General features: G+C 62.8%; 23 protein-coding genes. 4 read left to right on the top strand and 19 right to left on the bottom strand.

Annotation, left to right across the window (positions count from 1 at the left end):
• The coding region (locus tag ACYVOC_RS18535) for a DMT family transporter (RefSeq protein ID WP_461162739.1) at positions 1-920 on the bottom strand (920 nt) is incomplete at its 3' end.
• The gene (locus ACYVOC_RS18540; RefSeq protein ID WP_461162740.1) at positions 917-1516 is read right to left on the bottom strand and encodes a LysE family translocator; all 600 of its coding nucleotides are present in this window, start codon (positions 1514-1516) and stop codon (positions 917-919) included. The genes ACYVOC_RS18540 and ACYVOC_RS18535, both read right to left, overlap by 4 nt.
• 136 nt (positions 1517-1652) lie before the next feature.
• On the opposite strand from ACYVOC_RS18540, the gene ACYVOC_RS18545 reads away from it, so the two are divergent.
• Positions 1653-3116, top strand: a complete 1464-nt coding sequence (locus ACYVOC_RS18545) for an aminotransferase-like domain-containing protein (RefSeq protein WP_461162741.1) — start codon at positions 1653-1655, stop codon at positions 3114-3116.
• A 159-nt stretch (positions 3117-3275) separates the two neighbouring features.
• Here ACYVOC_RS18545 and ACYVOC_RS18550 read toward each other — a convergent pair whose 3' ends face one another.
• From ACYVOC_RS18550 to flgB, 12 genes are all read right to left on the bottom strand, one after another.
• The gene (locus ACYVOC_RS18550) at positions 3276-4517 is read right to left on the bottom strand and encodes an HDOD domain-containing protein (protein WP_461162742.1); all 1242 of its coding nucleotides are present in this window, start codon (positions 4515-4517) and stop codon (positions 3276-3278) included.
• 2 nt (positions 4518-4519) lie between these two features.
• Positions 4520-5773 carry a flagellar hook-associated protein FlgL gene (flgL, locus tag ACYVOC_RS18555; protein ID WP_461162743.1) on the bottom strand — a complete coding sequence of 418 codons (1254 nt, stop codon included), beginning with the start codon at positions 5771-5773 and terminating at the stop codon, positions 4520-4522.
• Between the two features lie 14 nt (positions 5774-5787).
• Entirely contained in the window at positions 5788-7740 is a 1953-nt protein-coding gene (gene flgK / locus ACYVOC_RS18560) for a flagellar hook-associated protein FlgK (RefSeq protein WP_461162744.1), read from the bottom strand.
• Between the two features lie 16 nt (positions 7741-7756).
• Positions 7757-8647, bottom strand: a complete 891-nt coding sequence (gene flgJ, locus ACYVOC_RS18565) for a flagellar assembly peptidoglycan hydrolase FlgJ (RefSeq protein WP_461162745.1) — start codon at positions 8645-8647, stop codon at positions 7757-7759.
• Positions 8648-8700: 53 nt separating this feature from the next.
• Positions 8701-9843 (bottom strand): flagellar basal body P-ring protein FlgI, encoded by a 1143-nt coding sequence (locus ACYVOC_RS18570; protein ID WP_116004927.1) that lies wholly within the window; start codon positions 9841-9843, stop codon positions 8701-8703.
• Between the two features lie 188 nt (positions 9844-10031).
• Positions 10032-10736, bottom strand: coding sequence for a flagellar basal body L-ring protein FlgH (locus ACYVOC_RS18575; protein WP_461162746.1), 705 nt, complete (start codon positions 10734-10736; stop codon positions 10032-10034).
• A gap of 24 nt (positions 10737-10760) precedes the next feature.
• Positions 10761-11543, bottom strand: coding sequence for a flagellar basal-body rod protein FlgG (gene flgG / locus ACYVOC_RS18580; protein ID WP_116004925.1), 783 nt, complete (start codon positions 11541-11543; stop codon positions 10761-10763).
• A gap of 85 nt (positions 11544-11628) precedes the next feature.
• Positions 11629-12369, bottom strand: a complete 741-nt coding sequence (gene flgF / locus ACYVOC_RS18585) for a flagellar basal-body rod protein FlgF (protein WP_116004924.1) — start codon at positions 12367-12369, stop codon at positions 11629-11631.
• Positions 12370-12397: 28 nt separating this feature from the next.
• Positions 12398-13681, bottom strand: a complete 1284-nt coding sequence (gene flgE, locus ACYVOC_RS18590) for a flagellar hook protein FlgE (RefSeq protein WP_116004923.1) — start codon at positions 13679-13681, stop codon at positions 12398-12400.
• Between the two features lie 32 nt (positions 13682-13713).
• A complete protein-coding gene (locus tag ACYVOC_RS18595; RefSeq protein ID WP_461162747.1) occupies positions 13714-14373 on the bottom strand; it encodes a flagellar hook assembly protein FlgD in 660 nt (219 codons plus the stop codon).
• 18 nt (positions 14374-14391) lie between these two features.
• Positions 14392-14796, bottom strand: coding sequence for a flagellar basal body rod protein FlgC (gene flgC / locus ACYVOC_RS18600; protein WP_116004921.1), 405 nt, complete (start codon positions 14794-14796; stop codon positions 14392-14394).
• Positions 14797-14821: 25 nt separating this feature from the next.
• Positions 14822-15253 (bottom strand): flagellar basal body rod protein FlgB, encoded by a 432-nt coding sequence (gene flgB, locus ACYVOC_RS18605; RefSeq protein ID WP_461162748.1) that lies wholly within the window; start codon positions 15251-15253, stop codon positions 14822-14824.
• Between the two features lie 206 nt (positions 15254-15459).
• On the opposite strand from flgB, the gene flgA reads away from it, so the two are divergent.
• From flgA to ACYVOC_RS18620, 3 genes are all read left to right on the top strand, one after another.
• Positions 15460-16170, top strand: a complete 711-nt coding sequence (gene flgA / locus ACYVOC_RS18610; protein ID WP_461162749.1) for a flagellar basal body P-ring formation chaperone FlgA — start codon at positions 15460-15462, stop codon at positions 16168-16170.
• A 92-nt stretch (positions 16171-16262) separates the two neighbouring features.
• A complete protein-coding gene (gene flgM, locus ACYVOC_RS18615; RefSeq protein ID WP_116004918.1) occupies positions 16263-16589 on the top strand; it encodes a flagellar biosynthesis anti-sigma factor FlgM in 327 nt (108 codons plus the stop codon).
• A 71-nt stretch (positions 16590-16660) separates the two neighbouring features.
• Positions 16661-17017, top strand: coding sequence for a hypothetical protein (locus ACYVOC_RS18620; RefSeq protein ID WP_116004917.1), 357 nt, complete (start codon positions 16661-16663; stop codon positions 17015-17017).
• A gap of 40 nt (positions 17018-17057) precedes the next feature.
• On the opposite strand, the gene ACYVOC_RS18625 is transcribed toward ACYVOC_RS18620, so the two are convergent.
• From ACYVOC_RS18625 to ACYVOC_RS18645, 5 genes are read right to left on the bottom strand one after another with little or no spacing between them, the layout of a single operon-like run.
• Positions 17058-17777 (bottom strand): RNA polymerase sigma factor FliA, encoded by a 720-nt coding sequence (locus ACYVOC_RS18625; protein ID WP_461162750.1) that lies wholly within the window; start codon positions 17775-17777, stop codon positions 17058-17060.
• Position 17778: 1 nt separating this feature from the next.
• Positions 17779-18582 carry a hypothetical protein gene (locus ACYVOC_RS18630; RefSeq protein ID WP_461162751.1) on the bottom strand — a complete coding sequence of 268 codons (804 nt, stop codon included), beginning with the start codon at positions 18580-18582 and terminating at the stop codon, positions 17779-17781.
• Positions 18575-20056 (bottom strand): flagellar biosynthesis protein FlhF, encoded by a 1482-nt coding sequence (gene flhF, locus ACYVOC_RS18635; protein WP_461162752.1) that lies wholly within the window; start codon positions 20054-20056, stop codon positions 18575-18577. Before flhF ends, ACYVOC_RS18630 begins: the two co-directional genes overlap by 8 nt.
• Complete coding sequence (gene flhA / locus ACYVOC_RS18640) at positions 20053-22134, bottom strand: flagellar biosynthesis protein FlhA (RefSeq protein ID WP_116004914.1); 2082 nt, start codon at positions 22132-22134, stop codon at positions 20053-20055. Before flhA ends, flhF begins: the two co-directional genes overlap by 4 nt.
• Positions 22131-23282, bottom strand: a complete 1152-nt coding sequence (locus ACYVOC_RS18645) for an EscU/YscU/HrcU family type III secretion system export apparatus switch protein (protein ID WP_461162753.1) — start codon at positions 23280-23282, stop codon at positions 22131-22133. The genes flhA and ACYVOC_RS18645 overlap by 4 nt, the downstream gene beginning before the upstream one ends.
• Between the last annotated feature and the right edge of the window lie 27 nt (positions 23283-23309).

Raw genomic sequence — 23309 nt, forward strand, 5'->3', positions numbered from 1 at the left:
ATGCGCCGACCTGCCAAAACGGTGACCATGACCGCCAAGCCAAAGCCCAGGCTGACGGCGTCGAGCCGCTCGCCCAACAAGGGCACGGCAAACAGCATGCCCAGAAACGGCTGCACCAGTTGTACCTGGCTGACGCGCACCGTGCCGCCCAGCGCCAGACCCCTGTACCAGGCAAAAAAACCCAGCCACATTGAAAAAACGGACACATAGCCAAATGCAGCCCAGGCCACAACCGGCACCGCCACCTGTGGCCAGGACAGCGCCGCCAGTGGCACCGTGACCGGCAGCGATAGCACCAAGGCCCAGCAGATCACGGCGTCGGCGCGCATGTGGTGCGACAGGCGTGCGCCATAGCCATAGCCCACCGCCGCACACAGCATGGCGCCCAGCAAGAGCAGATCGGCCGGGTGCAGCGCCAGGCCCGCGCTGCCCGAACGCAGCAGCGCAAACGCCACCACCAGTGCCGTGCCCAGCAGCGCGCAGGCCCAGAAGGCGGGCGACGGGCGCTGGCGGTGCAGCAACGCCCCCACGGCCGCCGTAGCCAGGGGCAGAACGCCCACGATCACACTGGCATGCACGGCGCCTACATGGCGCATGGCAATGGAGGTCAGCAGCGGAAAGCCAAACACCACACCCAGCGCCGTCAGTACCAGGGGCCACCAGTCTGCGCGCTGGGGCCAGGGCGCACGCTGCGCCCACAGCAGCATGGCCGAGAGCGCCCCTGCCACGGCCGCGCGGCCCATGGCGATGAACAGGCCCGACATCAAGGGCGCCTCGGGCGTGCCCACGGCCAGCCGTGTCATGGGCAGCGTCAGGGCAAAAATTACCACGCCCAAGAGGCCCAGTGCCAGGCCCCGGGTTTCGGCGGTATGGCGGGCCGACGTGGTTGCGTGTGGTGTGGCGGATGGGCGGGTGCTCATGCGGTGGTCATCCAGGCGGCGGTGAGCACCAGCACCAAGGCCATGCAGCGGTTGAACCACAGCAGGCGATTTCCCTGCGCCAGCCACTGGCGCAGCAGAGCGCCGGTAGCGGCATAGATGAGGTTGCTGGTGAAGGCAAAAAACACCATCACTGGCAGCACGATGGCCAGGCGCGGCAAAGCGTCTTCGCGCCCGGCGATCCACCCAGCCACGATGGTCAGGGCCAGCAGCCAGGCCTTGATGTTGACGAACTGCAGTGCCGTGCCCTGCCAGAAGCCCACGCTCAACTGCGCCGTGCTGGCTTCGGTCAGGCGGGCGCTTTGCGCCAGTTTCCAGGCCAGCCACAGCAGGTATCCAATGCCCAGGCCCTTGATGGCCAGGCGCAGCAGCGGCACTGCCACCACCATGGCGCCCAGCCCGCCGGCGCAGAGCAGCAGCAACGCCGACCAGCCCACGGGTACGGCGCAGACAAAGCGCATGGCCTGGGGAAGCCCCCGGTTGGCCGCCAGCGCGGTCGAGAGTGTGGTGTTGGGGCCGGGCGTGAAGCTCATGGCTGTGGCCAGAACCAGCAGGGCGGTGAATTCGGCAAAGGGCATGGAGAAAGGAGAGGAAAAGAGCCGTGCGATGCAGCCCACTGTAGAGAAATTACCATTACAGTGCCAGTACAGATTTTTTGACAAACAAGCAAACTGTGCTGGTGTTCGCATTGGCACAGCTGCACTGATTCCTCCCATGCTGACCCGCACTGCCCACCGCACTCTGACCGAACAACTGGCCGACCGCTTTGCCGAGCGCATCCGTTCGCGCCTGTTGCCCGCCGGGGCACGCCTGCCGTCGGTGCGCGATTGTGCGCGCCAGCAGGGCGTAAGCCCCTACACCGTGGTTGCGGCCTACGACCAATTGCTGGCGCAAGGGCTGGTAGAGGCACGGCGCCAGCGGGGTTTCTATGTGCGTGATTTAGTGCAAAATGTGCCTGTAGCGCCCATTGGTAAAGCGCAAACAGCTATTGAAAATGTAGCAAATAAAGGGCAGCTGCTGCGCGAGGCAACGGGGGCCTTGCCCTCGGGCGCGCACATCAACGCCACGGCGCTGATCCGGGGCATGTTCCACCAAGGGGCCAACCTGCCGCAGCCGGGCTCGGGGGTGTTTCCCGGTGTCTGGCTGGAAGAGGCCCGCTTCATGCTGGCAGCGGTGCGCAAGGTGACGGCGGGCAGGGCGCTGCAGGAGGGCACCTTCAGCTATGGCGAGCCCCTGGGTGACGCCGGTTTGCGCCAGGCGCTGGCACGCCGCCTGAGTGACCTGAATGTACCGGCACGCCCGGCCCAGATCATGACCACCGTGGGCGCCACGCATGCGCTGGACATCGTGAGCCGCACGCTGCTCAAGGCGGGCGACCCGGTGATGGTCGAAGAGCCGGGCTGGTCGGTGGAGTTTGCACGGCTTGCTGCCCTGGGCATGCGGGTGCTGCCGGTGCCGCGCCGGGCCGAAGGGCCCGACCTGGAAGTGATGGCGCGCTACTGCGAGGTGCACGCGCCCCGGCTGTTTGTGAGCGTGAGCGTGCTGCACAACCCCACGGGCTACAGCCTGGCGCCAGGGTGCGCGCACCAGTTGCTGCAACTGGCGCAACGGCACAACTTCCACATCGTCGAGGACGACACCTACAGCCACATTGCGCCCGACCATGCCACCCGTCTCAGTGCGCTGGACGGTCTGCGCCGCACCATCTATGTCAGCGGTTTCGCCAAGGTCCTGGCGCCCAGCTGGCGTGTGGGTTACCTGGCGGCGCCGGCGGATCTGACCGAGCGCCTGCTCGATACCAAGCTGCTGTCGACCTTGACCACGCCGTCCATCCTGGAAAAAGCGCTGGCGCTGTGCATCGAGCAAGGGCAACTGCGCCGCCATGCCGAACGCATGCGCCTGCGGCTTGCCCAGGCCCGCGCGCGCAGCGTGCAACTGGCGCTGGACGCGGGCTGCCGCTTCGTGACAGAGCCTGCGGGTCTGTTTGGCTGGGTGGATACCGGGGTGGACACCGATGCGTTGGCGCAGCGCATGCTGGACGAGGGCTACCTGCTTGCGCCCGGCTCGCTGTTCCATGCCAGCCGCCAGCCGGGCACGCTGATGCGCATCAACTTCACCACGACGCAGGAGGCGGTCTTCTGGCGGGTGTTTGAGCGCGTGCGCGCGCAGTTGAAGTGATTCATCCTTCCTCTTGTTCATCGCTGCGCGATGCGCAAGGGAGACGCCACCAGCGCCCCCTGTGCATCGAGGGATTGGCGGCCCTGGCGCAATGGTTGCTGGTTGTGGGCTGCACCAGTGTCAGAGACTTCTGGCGCATGGCAGGCCGCCTGCCTGGGTTCAGTGGCCGGGGCGGATGACTTCCAGGCCGGAGAGCACGCGCAGCAGGGCACGGTTGACCTCTTCGAGGTCCATCTCGTGGGTTTCGCACAGCTGGCGAATGGCGCTGGCATCCTCGGTTTCGAGGGCGCAGGCCATCTCCAGGCTGGCGGCGTAGGGGCCGGTGTGCATCACGATGGCATCGTAGATGCGCTCGGACAGCGGAATGCGGTGCAGGATTGTGCCCAGAGGTTCGCGCATCAGCTCATCGAGCTGCGAGAAAAGGCCGCACAGATACACCTCGCGGCGCAGGTCGTTTTGCACGCCCGATTGGAGCAGGTGCTCGGTGAGCCGTGCACGCAGCACGCTGGCCTCGCGCACCGGGCGCAGGCTGGCTTCGGTGTTGGCGTGCGGAAGTTGATCCGAAAGCCAGCGCTTGATCGAGCTGTAGCCCATCATCACCAGCCCACGGCGCAGCGAATCGATGCCGGTGCGCAGGCCCAGCGAGGCCGAGTTGGTATAGACCATGAAGCGGTAGGCCAGCAGCGGGTCTTCGTTCAGGATGTCTTCGAAGACCTCCAGCGACTGCTCGGCCTCGATGGCCTTGAGCAGTTTGAGGATGATCGCGTGCGCTGGCTGCATCTGCTGGTGGCGCAGGCTGTAGAGCACATCTTCCGTGGGCCAGCCCGCCAGTGCCATGGCTTTGCGCTCGTCCAGGCAATGCTCCATCAGTGCGCGGCTGGCGACGTTTTCGTACATCTGGCCGCCAATCACCGGGCTGGAGCCTTGTGGCACCGCGGGCGGCATGCCCGGGCGGGGGGGCGGTGGTGCGGCCTGCAGCGCGGCCACGGCATCCTCGGGGCGCAGGCTGAGCAGGCTGTTGTCAAAACAGCGGGCGATGTCAGGCTCGGGCAGGCTGCCCAGCTCGCCCCGCCACACCATGCGCAGGCCACGCTGGTGCGCCGCTTGCACGCCGGCATGGATGGCGGACTCGGCCAGCCAGGGGCCAGGCACGCTGATCCAGGGGGCGTTGCGCGGGGCATGCTCCAGCATGTCGCTCAGCAACTGGCGCGTCTGGGGGGTTATGAGCAGCGGGGGGGAGCTGGCGCTCCACATTTCCTGCAAGGAGTGCAATAGGTGGGCGGTATCGACCTGGGCCGTGCCTTCGCTGCGCACAAACAACTGGATGCCCACCAGGGCCCGCTCCCGTCCCCAGAGCGGGCGATAGCCAAGAATCAGACTACCCAGGACGGATTGAACCATGGTCAAGAAATGAAATTGAACAGCGATAACTTCTGAACCATGGAGTAGGACTTGAGGGCAGCTTCGTAGCCCACCTGCTGGTTCTGGAAGTCCGAGATGCCCTTGATCATATCCAGGTCCTCGGCCCGAGAACGGTCGGCTTCGAGCTGAATGCTGCGTGTTTCCTGGTTGCCGGTGATGCGGTCGGCGCGGTTGAGCAACTCACCCGCATTGCCGCGCACGGTCTGCAGGCGCTCCAACCCGCGGTCGATGTTTGCCAGCGCCTGGCCCACGGCCTGCGCCGCGCCCTGGCTGTCGGCGGCGTTGCTGACTTCGCGGATGGCGGTGTCCACCACGCTGAAGATGCTGGCGCTGGGTTCGAGCGTCGCGGTGTCGCCGTTGGCCGGTGTGCCCTTGAAATCGACGCTCAGGCCCGGTATCCCCGTGACGGTGATGGTGACCGGCTTGTCGGAGGGGAAGTCGGGCACCGTCACCGGCGGCTGGGCGATGCCCGTGGTGGTGTTGGTGATGGTGTAGGTGGCCGTGGTGGTGCCCGTGGTGGCACCGGGGCCGACCGCGCTAAAGGAGATGGTGTAGTTGTTGCCCGTGACCAGGGACGGGTCGGTAGTGATCACCGCGTTGGTGCCGAACTGGCGGGTGTTCGGAATGGTGCTCATGGCCGCGTGGTACACGCCGTCGCGTTGCGGGCGGAACATGAAAGCAGCGTCGCCGTCGAGCGTCAGGGGGATCGAGACGTCGTTGCTGGCCGTCTGCCCGGGCAGGCCCTCGAAAGTGTAGTCGGGCGCCGGCGTTTGCGGGCCCAAAAACGGCGCCAGTGCGCTGCCCAGCCCGTTGAAGAGGGGCAAGCCGTTGGTGTCCTTGCGGTTGGCCACACTCAGTAGTTGCTCGCGCAGGCTCAGGATCTGGTTGGCAATCGTGCGGCGGTCGGCCGGTGTGTTGGCACCGTTGCCCGCATTGACCACGAGCTGGCGAATATCCTGCACCAGGGTAATGGCGTCGCCCAGCGAGCTTTCGGCTTGAGCCATGGCATTGCGCTGCACTTCAAGGGCGCGCTGCTCGGTCTGGATGCGGGTGATGCGGGTGAGCGAGCGTTCGGCTTGCGCGGCGGCCACCGGGTCATCGCTGGCGCGCACCACACGCTTGCCCGCGGTGAGGTTTTCCTGCAGCCCCACCAGGCTCGACTGGCGTTCGCCCAGGTTGCGCAGGGCGTTGTCGTACATGTTGGCGGTGCCAACCCGGGTCAGTGCGTTGCTCATGTTGAACTCCGGTCTTAGCGGCCCATTGTCTGGATCAGGCTGTCAAAGATACTCTGGGCGATCTGGATCATTTTGGCCGAGGCTTGGTAGGCCTGCTGATACTGGATCAGGCGCGCCGCTTCTTCATCCAGATTCACCCCGGAGACCGCTGTGCGGTCCTTCTCCAGTTGTGCCGCGATGCCTTCGGACACCTTGGCGGCGAACTGGGCGCTCTGGGTGCGGGTGCCGATCTGCGCCATGGCGCTGGCATAACCATCGGCCATGGTGGATTCGTCGAACATTTTGACATCGCGCAGGTCCAGCATGGCGCCTGCGTTGCCTGCATTGCGCTTGTACTGGTCGCCATAGGCGGGGGCCAGGGCGTTGTCGATGGTGACGGTATCCCCGGCGGCTGGTGTGCCGTTGAGGGTGATGGACCAGCCTGTGGGGGGCGTGGCGCTGTCGTAGGTGATGGGCTGGCCCGAGATGTAGCCGTAGCTGGTGGCCCCGGTGTCCGAGCGCGTGTAGGTGTTGGGCCCGGTGAAGGTGAGCGTGATGGGTGCCGTGGCGCCCGGCGGGTTGGAGCGAGCCGTCAGCTCAGCCATCTGCAGCTTGCCGCTGTTGTTGGGGCCCATCATCACGTTGACCGGGTTGGCTGCGGCCAGGTCGCGCGGTGAGTACACCATGGCCTTGAGATCGGTGGCCGCACTTTGTAGCGGATTGACCAGGAACTGGTCATTGGCGGCCGGGGCGCCGGTGAGGGTGAGCGACAGCCCCTGGGTGGCAAAAAAATCGTTTACCGTGGCAAAACCTGGCGGGGGCAGGGCGGGGCCAAACTGGAAAATCTTGCCATCAGACTCGCGCTGCACCGTGCCCGCGCCGGGCGCGCTGTAGTTGATGCGGTAGTTGGAAGCCGCCAACAGCGTGGGGTCTGAAACCGCCAGACCGATGGTGGCCCCGGAGGTGTTTTTCAGGCCGGGCCGGGCATCAGGCAGGTTCACGGGGGTGAACAGGTTGCTCCCTGCCTGGCCGTCGAGCGTCACGCCCAGCTTGTGCTGGGCGTTCATGGTTTCGCTGATCGCCACGGCCATGCGGCCCAGCAGGTTGCGGCCTTCGGTCAGGTCGCTGTTGTGAAAGCGCAGCAGGCCAGCGACTTCGCCGCCGCCCAGCATATCTTCATTGAGCTCGATGGGTGCGCTGCCCGGGTTGTTGAAAAACAGCTTGACCTTGCCGCTGCCCGCGAACTCCGAGGAATCTCCGATCGACAGGGGCGTTGCCGTATTGCCCAGCACCAGCGGTTGGCTACCTGCCACGAAAATGCCCACAGAGCCATCGTCGGCAGGGATCTGCGAGGTCTGCACGTAGTTGTTCAGGTTGCGAATCAGCGTGTCGCGCTGGTCCAGTAGGTCATTGGGACTTTGGCCGTTGCCCTTTGCGCGGGCAATTTCTTCGTTGATGGCCGCGATGCCTTTGGCCAGTTTGTTGATTTCCTGCACCGCGCCGGTCAGTTCGTAGCGCACCGTGCTCTGAATTTCATCGAGCCGGGCGGAGGCTGCGCGCATGCGTCCGGCGGTTTCGTCGATGCGCGTAAGCACTAGGCTGCGCGCCGCCAGGTCGGTGGGAGCGGTCACAACGTCTGAAAAGGCGTTGACCATGTCGTTGATGGCCGCGCCCAGGCCCGTGGCGCCGCCACTGAAAACGTCCTGCAGTTCGTTGAGGCGGATGGCACGCGCCGTGTCGGCCGAAGACACCGCACCAGCCGACGCCGCTTGCCGTGTCAGCAGTTCGCTGTGGTTGCGCAAAATGGTGGCGACGTTCACGCCCTTGCCGATGTAGCCACCGCCGGTGAACTGGCCCTGCACAGTCTCCAGCACAACGTTCTGGCGCGAATAACCAGGCGTGCTGACATTGGCGATGTTGTGGCCTGCGGTTTGCAGCGCAGTTTGGTTGGCCAACAAGGCCCGGGATCCGACGTTGAGCAGGCTCATGGTGTTTCTCCCGGGGTCATGCCATGGCGCGCAGCGCGCTCTGGATGGCGCCGCTCAGTTTGCGGGCGTAGGCGGGGTCGGTGGCGTAGCCGGCCTTCTGCAGTTCCATGGCATAGGCGGTGGCCGAATCGGTCTGGGCCCGGGCTTTTTCGTAGCGCGGGTTGTTGTTGATCAGCTTGGCGTAGTCCCGGAACGAATCCTCATACGAGTCGTAGGCGCGAAATTTAGCGACCACTTTGCGGGGAGTGCCATCGATGTATTCGGTGGTCGTCACTTCGGCCACCTTGCCGGTCCAGCCCTTGCCCGCCTTGATGCCGAACAGGTTGAATGAGCTGGAACCATCGGCATTTTTGATCTCGCTTTTGCCCCAGCCGGTTTCGTGCCCGGCCTGGCCGAGCATGAAGCTGGCCGGAATGCCGCTGTCCTGGGCCACGCGCTCGGCCGTGGCACCCAGGTGCTGCACAAAATCATCGCGACCCTTGGGGGCTGGCCCACTGGCGGGCGCTGCAGGGGCGGTGGCCGGGGTGCGCAGGCTGGGGGCAGCGAGGCTGAGCGTGGAAGGGGGCGAGGATTGCAACGCACCGCCGCCCATCAGCATCGAGAGCTGGCGTGCAATGGCCTCGGACAGGCCGCCCGGCTGGCCAGACATCTGCACAGAAAGCTGCTGGTCCAGCAGGTCGGTGCTCAGGTCGCCCTGGGCGCTGTCGAGCAAGCCTGACTTCATGGTGGCCTCGCGCATGCTCTTGATCATCTCGCGCATGAAAAGCGATTCGAACTGTTTGGCCGCCTCGCGCGTGGCTTGCGGACTATCGCCTGCGGAAAACTTCAGGCGGTCGAGTGACCGTACGTCTGCCGCAAGCGCATTGGAGGTGTTGAGGCTGTTGGAGGAAGGAAGGGAAAGGGCCATGGCTTAGCACTCCTTGGGCGGTGCTTCTGCAGGCACAGGGGGCTGTGCATGCATCAGATGACCTCCAGCTCTGCGTTGAGCGCGCCAGCGGCCTTGATGGCTTGCAGGATGGCGAGCAGGTCGCCGGGCGTGGCACCCAGCGCATTGAGCGCGCGCACCACATCGGTCAATTGGGCTGACGGAGGAACCTGGATGACGTTGCCGGGTTCCTGGTTGATCTGGATGTCGCTTTGCTGCGCAACCACCGTTTGCCCTTGCGATAACGGGTTGGGCTGGCTGATCACGGGCCGCGAGCTGATGATGATCGACAGGTTGCCATGCGCCACGGCGCAGGGCCCCAGCGTGACGGCCTGGTTCAGCACGACCGATCCGGTGCGCGCATTGATGACCACCTTGGCGGCCGGCACCATGGCCTCCAGCGGTAGTTCTTCGATCTGGGCAATGAAGCCGACCCGCTCCCCGGGTGCGGATGGTGCCTGCACCTGCACCGTGCGGCCATCGATAGCGGTGGCACGCCCCGCACCCATGCGGGTGTTGATGGCCTGGGCCACGTGCTGCGCCGTTTGGAAGTCGGAGGCGTTCAGGCCCAGGGTGATCGAATCGCCCTCGTGTAGTGGCGTCGGAACCGAGCGTTCAACCTGCGCGCCCTGCGGAATGCGGCCTGCGCTCAGGTGGTTGATCTGCACCTTGCTGCCGCCCGACGATGCGCCTGCGCCACTGACCGCGAGATTGCCTTGGGCCAGGGCGTAGATTTCGCCATCGGCGCCGCGCAGCGGGGTGGTCATGAGCATGCCGCCCTTGAGGGATTTGGAATTGCCCATGGAGGAAACGTTGACGTCAATCAGCTGGCCGGGTTGGGCGAATGCCGGCAACTGGGCCGTGACGATCACCGCTGCCACGTTCTTCAACTGCAGTTGCCCGGCGGCGCTGGGAGGCAGGCTGATACCGATGTTTTGCAGGTAGTTCTGCATGGCCTGCGTGGTGTAGGGCATTTGGGTCGTTTGGTCGCCCGTGCCGTCCAGGCCGACCACCAGGCCGTAACCCGTCAGCTGGTTGCTTCGCACGCCTTGAACAGCGGCCACTTCCTTGATGCGCAGCGCGTGGGCCGGCACCATGCCGCACAGTACTGCCGTGGCCAGCAAGACGCGCAGCAGGCGCAAAGGGCGCGGCAAAAAGGAGCAGGACGGGGCTTTCATGCCTCGATTGTGGTTCTCCGCCGCCAGAACTAAAACCCAAAAAGAAGCCGGTTCACCGGTCTATTGCCTGTGCCAAGGGCTTGTAGATGGTGCTTCTTCACGATAAGAAAAAACACATAAAAACAGCCACTAACGCTTATACAGTAAGCGGTAGCAGCTATTGTTTTTGATGTTTTGGAGTGTGTTTCTTAGAACGGCAATATCGTGAGGAAGAACCGGCCTAGCCAGCCCATCACCTGCGCTTCGCTTTGTGCGCCGCGGCCCCGAGATTCCACGCGCACGTTGGCTACCTGGGTGGAGTTGATGATGCTGCCGGGCTGCAAGGCGCGCGGGTCGATGGTGCCCGAGAAGCGCAGCACATCCACGTTCTGGTTCACGCCGATCTGCTTTTCTCCGGCCACCACCAGGTGGCCGTTGGGAAGCACATCGATGACGGTGGCCGTAATCGATCCCGAGAAGGTATTGGCGCTTTCAGTGCCGCCCTTGCCTGCAAAGGTATTGTCGGACTTGGCCCCCAGCGTGGTCTTGTCGGTGAGGGATTTGTTCACGAAGGGCAGGGCGCTGATACCGGCAGAAATTTCAGAGTTGCGATCTACGCTGGACGAGGATTTCTGGCTCGCCGTTACGTTTTCCACGATCTGGATGGTGACGTTGTCGCCCACCATGCGAGCGCGCCGGTCTTCAAAGGCGGGTCGGTAGCTGGCCTGCTGGTACAGACTGCCTGTGACCGGCGGTGGTGTGCGGGGCGCGACGGCCAGCGGCGGCGGTGTCGTGGGCAGGATATCGACCGGCGGCGTGGGCGAAAGGCTGGCGCAGCCTGGCAAGACCAGTGCGGCCACCAGGGCCAGGCAGCCTGCGCGCAGACGGGCCATGGAGGAGGAAATTGTTCTCATGGTGGTGCTCTCCCAATCCTGTGATCAGAGCTGGCTGAGCTTGGCCAGCATCTGGTCGGAGGTCTGGATGGCTTTGGAATTCATCTCGTAGGCGCGCTGGGTCTGGATCATGGTGACCAGTTCTTCCACCACATTCACGTTCGATGCTTCCAGAAAACCCTGGCGGATGTAGCCCAATCCGTTGGAGCCTGGTGTTCCCTGCTGGGGCTGGCCCGAGGCGGCCGATTCCTTGAACAGGTTCTGCCCGATGGGCTCCAGGCCCGCTGAATTGATAAAGCTGGACATCGCCAGGTTTCCCAGCGGCTGGGGTGCTGGGTTGTTGCCCACGATGGCCGATACCGCGCCTTCCGTGCTGATGCTTACGCTGGTGGCGCCCGTCGGAATCGTGATGCCGTTGGCCACGGGCAGGCCGCTGGAGGTGACCAGGCGGCCTTGGGCATCGACCTGGAAGGAGCCGTCGCGTGTGTAGCCGATGCTGCCGTCGGGCATGGTGACCTCGAAGAAGCCGTTGCCGTTGATGGCGACGTCCAGGTTGTTCTTGGTCTCCTGGAGCGAGCCTTGCGTGAAATTACGGCTGGTCGCGACCGTGCGCACACCCAGGCCCAGGTGCAGGCCGGTGGGCAGCTGGTTTTGCTCGGTGGTGTTGGAGCCGACCTGGCGCAGGTTCTGGTAAATCAGGTCTTCGAACACGGCGTTGTTGCGCTTGAAGCCGGTGGTCGATACGTTGGCCAGGTTGTGCGAGATGACGTCGAGCTGTGTCTGCTGGGCAGACATGCCGGTCTTGGCGATCCAAAGGGAGTTGATCATGGTGGATTACCTCGGTCGTATCAATGTTTCAGTGCCTGTGGGACTGGCGTGGCCAAAGTCGCTCGGGGCGCTGTCGTTTGCCTCTTCAGCCGTTCATGCCCAGCAGCTGGCTGGCGGATTTATCGTTGGTTTCGGCAGTTTGCAGCAGGCGCATCTGCTGCTCAAACTGGCGTGACGCGGCAATCATGCCGACCATGCATTCGACCGGGTTCACATTGGAGCCTTCAATGGCGCCGCTGAGCATGCGTGCGTTGGCATCGCTGGGAATCGGGTCGCCCGATGCTGCGCGGAACAGCCCGTCGTCGCCGCGTTTGAGGGGGTCTTCCAGCGTGGGAGTGGCCAGCTTGAGACGCCCGACAGCGGCTGCCGGCTGCCCCGCCGATTTGGCCGTGACGGTGCCGTCAGAACCCAGCGAAACCTCTGCGCCCGGTGGAATGTCGATGGGCGCACCACCATCGGAGAGCACGGGCAAGCCGGTGGACGTGAGCAACTGCCCTGCAGCAGAAACTTCGAAACCGCCGTTGCGGGTGTAGGCCTCGGTACCGTCGACGCCCTGTACGGCAAACCAGGCGTTGCCCACGGCCATGGCATCGAGGTTGCGCCCCGTGCGCTGTACCGGGCCAGCGGTGTCCCGGTGGCCCGAGGTGGCTTCCAGCGCGAAGACGCGCGTGGATGCCCCATCGCCCTGCAGGGGTACGGAGCGAAAGGTCGACATCTCGGCACGAAAGCCGTTGGTCGAGATGTTGGCCAGGTTGTTGGACAGCACCGCCTGCCGGTGTGCGGCAGCGTTGGCGCCGGTCATGGAGGTGTAGATGATGCGGTCCATGGTGACTCCGTTGTCTCAGGCGGGCGCGTTAGCGCAGGTTGACCAGGGTGGACATCACCTGGTCCTGGGTTTTGATGGTTTGCGCGTTGGCCTGGTAGGTGCGCTGCGCCGTCATCATGTTGACCAGCTCGGCGGTCAGATCGACGTTTGAGTCTTCCAGTGCGCCCGAGCGCAGCGCGCCAAAGTTGCCGTCCGTGGGGGTGCCGATGACCGACGCGCCGGATTCAAACGTTTCGACCCAGGCGTTGTCGCCAACGGCAAGAAGGCCTTGCGGGTTGCGGAAATTGGCCAGGGCAACCTGGCCTTCTGCGCGCGTCACGCCGTTGGAGTAACGGGCCATGACCATGCCGCTGGCTTCCACGTTGATGCCCGTCAGCGTTCCCGAGGCATAGCCGTCCTGGCTCAGGTCGGAGACAGAAAACTTGCTGCCGAACTGGGTCACGCCATCGAGGCTGATCTCCACATCAAAGGGCGGGAGATTGTTGGGGTTGGGCGGACTGGGATTGATGCCCGTCAGAGGCAGGATGAATCCTGTGGCGGGGGGCGTGGCGGCCGGGCCGGTGATGGCGCCGTTGTTGTCGAACGTGATCTGGCCAATCACAACGCCCACCACGGGTGGTGTGGCCGAGGGGTCGTCCAGCGTGTCGTACACGTCCCAGGTGTTGGCGGTGGCGGTTTTCTGGAAATAAAGGTTCACCGGCTTGGCAACGCCCTGGCTGTCGTAGACGTTGATGGAAGTGCCGTAAGTGGCGCGGGGTGTGGGGGCTACGGGCGGTACAGCGGCCGGGTCTCCAGCAGCATCCTTGGCGCGGGCGTCGAGGTTGAACTCGGCGACGATCTTGGTGGTCTGCTTTGCCGGAATGGGCGCGCCCGTGGGAAAGCTGAGTGGCGAGGGGTCGCTGGCGGTTCGCAGGCCCGTGATCGGATCAATCGGAAAGCCCATGACCTTGGCGCCATTGTTGGTCACCAGATTGCCTATCTTGTCGAGCTTGAAGTTGCCGGCCCTTGTGTAGGCGGAAGAACCGTCAGGCTGCTGCAGCTTGAAAAAACCGCTGCCGTTGATGGCCACGTCCAGCGTATTGCCGGTGATGGTGATGTTGCCCTGGCCGAACTGCTGCGCCACGGCCGACACTTCCACCCCGATGCCGGCATTGCTGCCGCCGGCAGCGCCGATGGCCGAGGCCACCATTTCCGCAAATTCGGCGCGCGATGCCTTGAACCCTACCGTGTTGGTGTTGGCGATGTTGTGGCCGATCACGTCCAGGTTCTTGCTGGCAGCGTTCAGGCCCGAGAGACCTTGTTGAAAACCCATGGTGTGCTCCTGAAAATGTGACGTGAGGGTGGTTAGAGAATGGCCTTGATGGCGTTGTAATTGGTGCTGCCACCGCGCGAGAGTTGCAGGGACAGCGTGCCGTTGTCCAGGCTGACCGCAGTCACCTGATCGACCGAGAGTGCGGTGGCATCGACAGCCGTCTTGCCGTTGGCGGCGAGCACCTTGAAATGCAGCGGGCCGGTGCCGGTGTATGTCGATGCATCCCATTCGAAGTTGTAGCGGCCTTCCTTGAGAGCGCCCAGTTCCACGGTGCCCACCAGCTTTTCATTGGCGTCGAGCACCTGCACAGACACGCTGGCGGCAGAACCTGCCAGGTCGAACGCGCCGCCGCCTACGTGGTTGGTGGTGTCCATGGCGAGGGTGTTGTCTGCGATCAGCACGTTGCGACCGACCATGGCGCTGCCCTGCATGAGTTGCTGGGCTGCGAACTGGCCTGCCAGGCCCTTGACGGTCTCGTTCAACTGCTGGATACCGGTGACGGTATTGATCTGCGCGATCTGCGATGTCATCTGGGCGTTGTCCAGCGGGTTCATCGGGTCCTGGTTGTTCAGCTGGGCTACGAGCAGCTTGAGAAAGCGGTCCTGGGCCGCCGCCGGGTCGGAGGCCGCGTCGGCTTTGGTCGTGCTCGTGCTGGTAGTTGCTGAAGTGGCGGCGGTGGCGCTGGTGATCATGGGGAGACTCCTGCAGGCTTACTGGCCCATTTGCAAAGTCTTGAGCAGCAGCGTTTTGGCTGTGTTCATGACTTCAATGTTGTTCTGGTAGGACCGCGAGGCAGAAATCATGTTCACCATTTCCTCCACCGCGTTGACATTGGAATGCGTCACATAGCCCTCGGCATCCGCGGACGGATGGCTGGGGTCGTGCACGCGGCGGCCTGGTACTTCGCTTTCCTTGACGGCGCTCACGCGCACGCCCGCAGCGTTGTCGGGCCCCATGGGTGTGGTCTGAAAAACCAGTTGCCGTGCCTTGTAAGCCTGACCGTCGGGGCCGGCCACAGCGTCCACGTTGGCCAGGTTGCTGGCCACGGTGTTCAGGCGCTGGGATTGCGCACTCACTGCGCTTCCCGAGACATTGAAGATGGAGAACATTGACATGGCAGTACCCGCTTCTCAAAGAATGTCACTGGCCTTGAATGGCGCTCAGCATGGTCTTGGCCTGGCCGTTGAGGAAGCGCAGTGTGGCTTCGTAGCGCACTGCGTTGTCCGTGAAGTTGGCACGTTCGCGATCCATGTCCACGGTGTTTTTGTCCAGAGACGGTTGTGTCTGCACGGTGTAGCCCAGCTTGTTGTCGGTGCTGCTGCTGCCGGGCAGGGTGGACGACAAGGGTATGTGGCGTGGGCTGGTGGCGCCTGTCTGGGGATTGGCTGCACCAGGCAACTGGCTGCCCGCTGCATTCGCTTCGCGCAGTGCGTCGGTGAAATGCATGTCGCGGCCGACATAGCCGGGGGTGTCAGCGTTGGCGATGTTGCTGGCAATGATGCGCTGACGCTCGCCACGCAGGATCAGTGCGTTGCTGTGGAAATTCAGCTGGTTGGTCATCTTGTCAAGCATGGGGCGCCTCACACCGTAAGTTGCAGTAACGCCAGGGCCCTGAATGGACTGCTGGCGTGGGCTGATTATGGAAACGCCACGTTTTTTCTAAAGGGGGAAGAACGGAGGAATTGGTGTGCAGTTCGGTGTTTCCCCGGGCGGTGTGCCGCCTATAGTTCAATGGCTTGTGGCTTGCTTGCGGGCACCGAATTTCCAGGAGGCCTCCCATGACATACCGATTTGCCTATTTACTGCGCGCCGTAGGGGCGGCTGTCTTGTGTGTGGCTGCGAGTGCTGCTCAAGCGCAGGTGAACCTGGAGCAGATGACCCAGCAATGGCTGGATGAGGCCCTGGCGCGCAACATGCCTGCGCAATCGCCCTTGCGCATGGAGGTGAGCGTGGGTGTGTTGGACGAGCGCCTGCGCCTGGCGCCATGTACCCGTGTGGAGCCCTACCTGCCCGCAGGTGCCCGTCTGTGGGGGCGCACCCGTTTGGGTTTGCGGTGCCAAGACGCTGCAGTGCGCTGGAATGTGTTTCTCCCCGTGACGATCAAAGCTTACGGCCCTGCCTGGGTTCTGACGGGTGATGTCACCATGGGCTCAGTGCTCACTGCGGCCGACGCGATCGAGACCGAAGTGGATTGGGCGGCGGAGAATGCCTCCATCGTTGCCGAGCCCAGCTTATGGGTTGGACAGGTCGCTGCGCGCCACCTGAAGGCAGGCCAAGCCCTGCGCCAGCCAATGTTGCGTGCGCCCCAAATCTTCCAGGCGGGTGCTCTGGTGAGGGTGGTGGCCCAAGGACGGGGCTATGCCATCAGTGCGGGAGGGCAGGCAATGACGGCCGGAGCCGCAGGCCAAACTGTGCGCATCAGAATGGATAATGGGAAGATAGTGACCGGCATTGTGAATGATGACGGGACGATAGGCGTCCAGCTTTAGGTTGTTTTTGCGATTTACCGCTAAAGTCTGCGCACGACAGGTCGAAAACATTGCTACCTGGTCCCATATTTCAAGGGGCAGCGGAGAGAGCGATGAAAATAGGACAAAAACCGGAACTGCCGGGCGCACTAGCGCAGGCAGCGCCTGCCAAGCAGCAGGCAAAAGCGGCCGCACAGGCCGCAGGAGGGTTGGCAGCAAGCGCTTCGTCCGCTGTGGCCGCCGCCGGTGTGCCGGTAACCTTTTCATCGGCAACCAAGTCGCTCGATCAAGCCAGTCGCAATCAGGGCGATTTTGACGCGGGTAAGGTCAAAGCCGTACGCTCTGCCATCGAGAGTGGCTCCTTCAAGGTGAATGCCGAAGTCGTGGCAGACAAAATGCTGGCGAATTCCCAGGAATTCTTTTCCCGCGCAAAGGGCTGATGGTCTAGCCTTCTGAGTCGCACCTGAATCGATCACTTTTTACTCGAAAGACCGTTAAAGGCGCGCACACCATGCTTCTTGTCCAGGCTTTGGAGGCCGTTGAGGAACAACTGACTCAGGCATCGGCTGCACTCAAGTCGACAGATGCATTGGCACTGGAGAAATTCAGCAGCTCGCTACGGCAGGCTGCTGTTGATTTTTCCAATGCCATGGAGCGCGTGCAAGGTGAAATGCCTGCTGAACTGGTTCCCAGAATCCGCCAGGTAAGTGCCGAGTTGGCATTGCAGAGAGACCAACTGGCCCGCGTAGCCGCCTTGGTAGAAAAACAGCTTGCGGTGGTTTTGCCCCCTGTCGACAATGCGTCGACCTACGGTAGCCCAGGTCGGGGCGGCTCTTCAGGTGCGCGTATTTACCGGTCTGCCGGGTGATTGTGCCGCCCTGCTGGTAGAGATACCGGGGCGCAAGAGATCAGTGACTGCGCATTTTTGCGCGTAATCGGGCAATCGACTGGCTGTGCAACTGGCAAACCCGTGATTCGGTCACACCCAGCACAGCCGCAATTTCCTTGAGATTCATGTCGTGTTCGTAGTACATGCCCATGATGTACTGTTCGCGCTCGGGCAATGATTGAATGGCAGTGACCAGTGAGGAGCGCAGGCGCTGGTTACGCAGCATGGCCATGGGGTCGCCTGCGGGATCTGCGGCATCGTGGTGTTCCAGGAACCCGTCGTTATCTTCGCTGTGCGACATGTCTTCCAGATACACCAGTTGGGTGCCGCGCACCTTGCTCAGCAGGCTTTGGTAGTCGACCAGTGCCATATCCAGTTCGGCAGCGATTTCAGACTCCAGCGGGCTGCGCCCCAGCTTTTGCTCCAGGCGGCGCAGGGCTTTTTCAATATCTTTTTGGCTTTTGCGCGAGCTGCGCGACATCCAGTCGCTCTCACGCAATTCATCGAGCATGGCGCCGCGGATGCGCTGTGTGGCAAAAGTTTCGAACTGCACACCTTGTGCCACCTCATAGCGTGTGAGTGCCTCAGACAATCCGATCATTCCTACCTGGATCAGATCGTCCAGCTCTACATTGGCAGGGAGCTTGGCAATCATATGGTGCGCCAATCGACGAACCAGCGGAAGGTACTGGCGAATCATCGCGTCGCGATCGAGATGGCCCTTGGCGGTGTATGTCACTTCAATGGCTTTGAACAATGGGCGAGGAAAAACCTGCCGCAGCGGCAGATGGTAGCGCAGTTCCCAAGCCCGAGGCACTGATGGTGCTCGCGTTTTCCAGCAGTTGCAAGGCCAGCCGCTGTAGATCCTGGGCGCTATTGGTTTGGATGAGTGACGTTCGTATCTTTTGGCCCAGGTGGCGTGCAGCAGTGTCGCGCAGCGAAAGCAGCGCTTGGCGGGTCAGGGCATGCTGTCCTGGTTGCTCTGGGGGAGTGACGCAGGCCACCGTGCCTGTCAGGCCCGCGTGCAATGCCAGGTGTTTGAGTTGGCGATAGCTGTCCACGGAACCTTTTTTCCCAGGGGACATGAGTAGCAGAGGGGAGACCATGGTTCCCTCAAGCAGCGGTGATGCCAGCAGCCCCACGGGGGCATGGATAACGACCAGCGCATAACGCCGGAACAGCGGGTGCAAAGCCTGTAGCGGGTGCTGATGCTGCTGAGGCGGGTTCGCCAGGCTTTGTAACCCGAGCATGGAAGGCAGCACGGCCAGCGACGAGGCATTGCGTTGGCGGGCGGGAGGCATGCTTTCGCTCCAGGGTGCATTCGCCAGCAGATCGATCAGCCCGGGGCTGTCTTCGCTTTCCCGGGCCGTGCCGTCCAGCACCACCACCGGATAGCCCAGCCGCTGTAAATGTAGGCAGACTTGCCAGAGAATCTCCAGTCCATGCGTCTCCGTTTGCGGACTGGCTACTGCGATCAGCCGCAATTCATCCTGTGGCGCATGGCTGTACAGGCTGGCACCTTGGTGAAAGCCAACGTCAAGCATCGACCAGCCCCTTCTCGTATGAACTCTCTGGAGAATGTGAGAAGAAGAAGTTCAAATCCGTAGCTTTCGGGTCGAACGCCGAGCGCACCGACGCACGCATGGATGCGCTGACCAGCTTGTGTGCATCGGCAGCTTCCCAGTCTTCTGGAACGCGCTGGCCGTTGGTCACGCCGCGCAGCATCATCTGGTGGCGGATCAATGCATCAATGGCGGGGCCCAATTTCACGGTTTCGTCCACTTTGGACAGGATGGCCTGCTGCGATCCATCGGTCTTGAAGGCGCCCAGCGTGTCGTCGAGTGTGTCGCCATGCGAGCCCGCGTTGAGCACCAACAGGCGGTTAACCTGGGGCAGGTTCAATACTTCCAGCATGTCGCGCTTGCGCGGGTCTCGTGGCGCTACACCGGTGGTGTCGATCAGCACCATTTTTTTGCCACTGAGCAGTCCGAGAAGATCTTGCAGCGCAGCACGGTCATGGGCCAGGTGGGCGACGATGCCGAGCATGCGGCCATAGCTGCGCAGCTGATCGTGCGCGCCCACGCGGTAGGTATCCAGCGTGATCAATCCCACACTGCCGGGGCCGTGGATGCGGGCACACATGGCTGCAAGCTTGGCCGTGGTGGTGGTTTTTCCCACGCCAGTGGAGCCCACCAGCGCGAAGATGCCCCCTTCTTCGTAGAGGGGGGGCATGCCTGCGTCGGTTCTGAGGTTGCGTTCCAGCACTTCCATCAGCCAACGCACTGATTCGGCGGCATCCATTTCTTCGGGCATGCGCTCCAGAATGGCGCGCGCCAGAGATGGCGAGTAGCCTGCGCGGATCATTTTGAGCATGAGGTTCGATTGAATCGGGTTTTGCCGCGCCTGACCCAGCCAGGACAGCGTATTGAAACGGTCCTCGATCAGATCTTTCATGGACTGCAGCTCATGCATGAGCCCCTGGGAATCCATGGACGGAGCCATGAGAGGCGCCACACTGTTTTCGCGCCGGGCCGTGCGTGGCGTGGTCTCTTGGGGAGGGTGGATTGGTCGCAGGGGGTTGTGCCGCACCACTGGCGCGGGAGTAGGGCGCTCACGGAGTGTTTCGGGTTCGCGTTCTGCCAGAGCTGTCGCCAAGGGGTTTGCTTCTTGCAGGGCCTCATGGCGGCGGCGTAGCATGCGTTCGCGCACATAGTCCTGGAACGAGAGCGTACTCATCGCCAACTGCTCGGTGTCCTCTTTGACCGGATTTCGAGTTTCCAGGGCTGCACGTTCCTGCAGTGAGCGCCGTGCAGGAGGCATTGCCTCGGGCCGGTGTTCGATCTGCAGGCTTTCCTTGCCTTGATCAATGTTGCCCAACGTGTCTTCGGCTGTGGCGACCACCTCGACGCCGTTGGCGGTGGGCCGGTTGGACAGGATCAGCGTGCCATCGCCAAAAGCCATGCGGGCTTTCGCCAGAGCTTCACGGGACGTGGCAGCGTGGAAGCGTTTGATGTTCATGCCGATGCTCCTTTGAGGATGGGGCCAATGCGGATGGTGTGGGTCTCAGGAATCTCGCTGTGTGCGAGCACCTGTAGGCGAGGCGCTACACGGCGCACCAGGCGGGAGATGGCGCCGCGGATCTGGTCAGGCACCAGCAGGCAGGCGGGAAGCCCCATCTCCTCCTGCTTGAGTGCCACTTCAGCGGCTTTTTGGGTCAGAATGTCGGCCACGCCAGGGTCAAGTGCAGGGCCTGCGGCATTGCCCAGGGCCTGCACCAACAGACGTTCCAGGCCAGGTTCAATGGCAATGACATTGAGTTCACGGGTGGGGCCATAGATCTGCTGCACGATGGCTGGTGACAGGGCGATGCGCACGCGCCGTGCCAGTTCTACCGGGTCGGTGATGCTGCCAGCAAACTCGGCCAGGGTTTCGATGATGGTGCGAATGTCGCGGATATGCACGGATTCCTCCAGCAGCAACTGCAGCACCTTCTGGAACGTTGCGATCGAAACCATTTTTGGAACTACTTCTTCAATGAGTCGGGGGGCCAGCTTGGCCACATGCTCCACGAGCTGCTGTGTTTCTGTGCGGCTGAGGAGCTTTGCGGCTTGAACTTGCATCAAGTGTGACAAATGCGTCGCCATCACGGTTTCCGAATCAACCACGGTAAAACCAGCCATTTGCGCCGCTTCTTTCTGGCGTTCATCAATCCAGTGCGCGGGGAGCCCAAAGGCAGGGTCAGTGGTGGGTGTACCGATCAGGGGGGTGGTGATGCCGCCAGGATTGATGGCCAGGTGCATGCCGGGGAATGCCTCGCCCTCACCCACGACCACGCCACGCAGGGTGATGCGGTAGCCGCTGGGCTTGAGTTCCAGGTTGTCGCGCACATGCACGGGGGGCGGCAGGAATCCAACCTCTTGGGCAAACTTGCGCCGTACTCCCTTGATGCGCGTGAGCAAGTCGCCCTGGCGCGTCTTGTCCACAAGCGCAATCAGGCGATAGCCCAGCTCGAGGCCCAGCAAGTCCACCGGTTGCAGGTCATCCCAGGTGGCTTCACCATCGCCCGCAGGGGCGGGTGGGGCCTCGACAGGAGGAGGCGTCTTTGCCTTCTGTAGCAGTGACCATGCCAGGTAGCCCAGCAGCGATCCGATGGCGAGAAATACCACATGCGGCATGCCGGGGATGAGGCCCAGGAAAATCAGAATTCCTGCAGTGACGCCGAGTACGCGGGGCGAGGTGAATAGCTGGTGCACGATCTGATGCCCCATATCCGTGTCCTTGCCAACGCGCGAAATCACCATGGCTGCAGCCACCGAGATCAGCAGGCCCGGAATCTGTGCTACCAGCGCGTCACCGACGGCCATCAGGATATAGGTGTCGGCAGCCTTGCTTGCCGAGAGCCCGTGCTGCAGCATGCCGATGGCAAAGCCGCCCACGATGTTGATCAGCAGGATCAGGATACCGGCGACGGCATCTCCGCGGACGAATTTCGAGGCGCCGTCCATGGAGCCGAAAAAATTGGCTTCTTCGCCCACCTCTGCGCGCCGTCTTTTGGCTTCGGCCTCATCGATCAAACCTGCATTCAGATCGGCATCCACCGCCATCTGTTTGCCGGGCATGGCATCCAGGGTGAAGCGTGCGGAGACCTCGGCGATACGCTCGGCCCCCTTGGTGATCACGATGAAGTTGATGACCACCAGGATGGCGAACACGATCAGACCCACGGCAAAGTTGCCGCCAATCAGAAAATGCCCAAAGGCCTCGATCACGGCTCCCGCAGCGCCGGGGCCGGTGTGGCCTTCCAGAAGCACCACGCGGGTGGAAGCCACGTTCAGCGACAAGCGCATCAAAGTGGTCAGCAACAGGACGGACGGGAATGCCGCAAAGTCCAGCGGCTTGAGCATGTAGGCCGCCACCATCATCACCATCAGAGCCACCGCAATGTTGATGGTGAAAAAAGTATCCAGTAACCAGGGGGGGATGGGCAGCACCATCAGTGCCAGGATGGCAACCACCAGCAAAGGAGCCGACAAACCTTGGGCTGCCGCTGCATTGGCTCCAGCCCACTGCCGGGCTGAATTCATGGAAATGTTCATGGTTGTTTGCCTTTGCGGGGGATTTTCTGCAGCGGATCGAGTTCAGGCGGGATGTAAGGATCCGGCTGGTCATCAGGCATGCGACCCTCACCGCGCAGGGCTGCCTTGAGGCGATAGACATAGGCCAGCACCTGTGCCACGGCGGTGTACAGCGTGGCCGGGATGGGCTGGTCCAGGTCGGCGTGGGCGTATAAGGCCCGTGCCAGCATGGGAGACTGGAGCACCGGTACGGCATGGGCCTTGGCGAGATCGCGAATCTTCATGGCGATCAGGTCGGTTCCCTTGGAGATGACCTGGGGTGCACTCATGGTGTCGTCGTAACGCAGCGCAACGGCATAGTGCGTAGGATTCATCACGACGAAATCCGCCTTGGGTACGGCACTGACACTGGCGCCGTCGGCGATCTCTCGCTGGCGCTGGCGCATGCGGCCCTTGATTTGCGGGTTGCCGTCCGACTCCTTGTGTTCCTGCTTGACTTCCTGGTGCGACATCTTCAGGCGGCTCTTGAAGAAGAACGCCTGTAGCGGGACGTCGACGATCGCGGCGAGGAACACCACCAGTAGCAGCAAACCGATGCCTGTGGTCAGCCAGTCGGCCGCATGGCGAATGGCGATAGGCGAGGGTTGCAGTACCAGCATGGCGACCTGGTCAATGCTGCTGCCCAGGTACTTCCAGGCGACAGCCGCGAGGATGCTCGTCATGAGCACCATCTTGGCCACGTTGGTCATTTGCTGCTTCGAAAACAGGTTGGCAGCCCCGGAAATAGGATTGAGGCGGTTGAATTGCGGCGTGATGGGCTTAAGGCTGAAAATCCAGCCCCCTGCTCCAACCGCACTGATCAAAGCCGCAGCACTGGTCATGATGGCAAAGGCCGCGCTGGCGAGAATGCCTACAAATGCCATGTCCTGCAGCCGTGTGAGCATGTAGGCGGGGGTGTGCACTGTGGTGGCGTCGAACACCAATTGCTGCCCCATGGCGCGTAGCAGTTGGTCAAACAAGGGTTGTGCAAAAACCAGCATGCCCGCCGCACCCGTGCCCAGGATGGCCAGGTGCGACAGGTCGCGTGAACGTGCTCCCTGGCCGTCCGTGCGGGCCTTTTGGAGCTTGCGCTCGGTGGCGGGTAAGTTGCGGTCTTGACTGGATTCCATGATGGCATGACGCGGGTGTCATGCCAT

The organism is Simplicispira piscis, assembly GCF_054783455.1.

What these genes read in the sequence shown, in the direction of transcription:
- ACYVOC_RS18540 (WP_461162740.1), bottom strand. Translation starts at nt 1,516, where the DNA reads ATGCCCTTTGCCGAATTCACCGCCCTGCTGGTTCTGGCCACAGCCATG.
- ACYVOC_RS18545 (WP_461162741.1), top strand. Translation starts at nt 1,653, where the DNA reads ATGCTGACCCGCACTGCCCACCGCACTCTGACCGAACAACTGGCCGAC.
- ACYVOC_RS18550 (WP_461162742.1), bottom strand. Translation starts at nt 4,517, where the DNA reads ATGGTTCAATCCGTCCTGGGTAGTCTGATTCTTGGCTATCGCCCGCTC.
- flgL (WP_461162743.1), bottom strand. Translation starts at nt 5,773, where the DNA reads ATGAGCAACGCACTGACCCGGGTTGGCACCGCCAACATGTACGACAAC.
- flgK (WP_461162744.1), bottom strand. Translation starts at nt 7,740, where the DNA reads ATGAGCCTGCTCAACGTCGGATCCCGGGCCTTGTTGGCCAACCAAACT.
- flgJ (WP_461162745.1), bottom strand. Translation starts at nt 8,647, where the DNA reads ATGGCCCTTTCCCTTCCTTCCTCCAACAGCCTCAACACCTCCAATGCG.
- ACYVOC_RS18570 (WP_116004927.1), bottom strand. Translation starts at nt 9,843, where the DNA reads ATGAAAGCCCCGTCCTGCTCCTTTTTGCCGCGCCCTTTGCGCCTGCTG.
- ACYVOC_RS18575 (WP_461162746.1), bottom strand. Translation starts at nt 10,736, where the DNA reads ATGAGAACAATTTCCTCCTCCATGGCCCGTCTGCGCGCAGGCTGCCTG.
- flgG (WP_116004925.1), bottom strand. Translation starts at nt 11,543, where the DNA reads ATGATCAACTCCCTTTGGATCGCCAAGACCGGCATGTCTGCCCAGCAG.
- flgF (WP_116004924.1), bottom strand. Translation starts at nt 12,369, where the DNA reads ATGGACCGCATCATCTACACCTCCATGACCGGCGCCAACGCTGCCGCA.
- flgE (WP_116004923.1), bottom strand. Translation starts at nt 13,681, where the DNA reads ATGGGTTTTCAACAAGGTCTCTCGGGCCTGAACGCTGCCAGCAAGAAC.
- ACYVOC_RS18595 (WP_461162747.1), bottom strand. Translation starts at nt 14,373, where the DNA reads ATGATCACCAGCGCCACCGCCGCCACTTCAGCAACTACCAGCACGAGC.
- flgC (WP_116004921.1), bottom strand. Translation starts at nt 14,796, where the DNA reads ATGTCAATGTTCTCCATCTTCAATGTCTCGGGAAGCGCAGTGAGTGCG.
- flgB (WP_461162748.1), bottom strand. Translation starts at nt 15,253, where the DNA reads ATGCTTGACAAGATGACCAACCAGCTGAATTTCCACAGCAACGCACTG.
- flgA (WP_461162749.1), top strand. Translation starts at nt 15,460, where the DNA reads ATGACATACCGATTTGCCTATTTACTGCGCGCCGTAGGGGCGGCTGTC.
- flgM (WP_116004918.1), top strand. Translation starts at nt 16,263, where the DNA reads ATGAAAATAGGACAAAAACCGGAACTGCCGGGCGCACTAGCGCAGGCA.
- ACYVOC_RS18620 (WP_116004917.1), top strand. Translation starts at nt 16,661, where the DNA reads ATGCTTCTTGTCCAGGCTTTGGAGGCCGTTGAGGAACAACTGACTCAG.
- ACYVOC_RS18630 (WP_461162751.1), bottom strand. Translation starts at nt 18,582, where the DNA reads ATGCTTGACGTTGGCTTTCACCAAGGTGCCAGCCTGTACAGCCATGCG.
- flhF (WP_461162752.1), bottom strand. Translation starts at nt 20,056, where the DNA reads ATGAACATCAAACGCTTCCACGCTGCCACGTCCCGTGAAGCTCTGGCG.
- flhA (WP_116004914.1), bottom strand. Translation starts at nt 22,134, where the DNA reads ATGAACATTTCCATGAATTCAGCCCGGCAGTGGGCTGGAGCCAATGCA.
- ACYVOC_RS18645 (WP_461162753.1), bottom strand. Translation starts at nt 23,282, where the DNA reads ATGGAATCCAGTCAAGACCGCAACTTACCCGCCACCGAGCGCAAGCTC.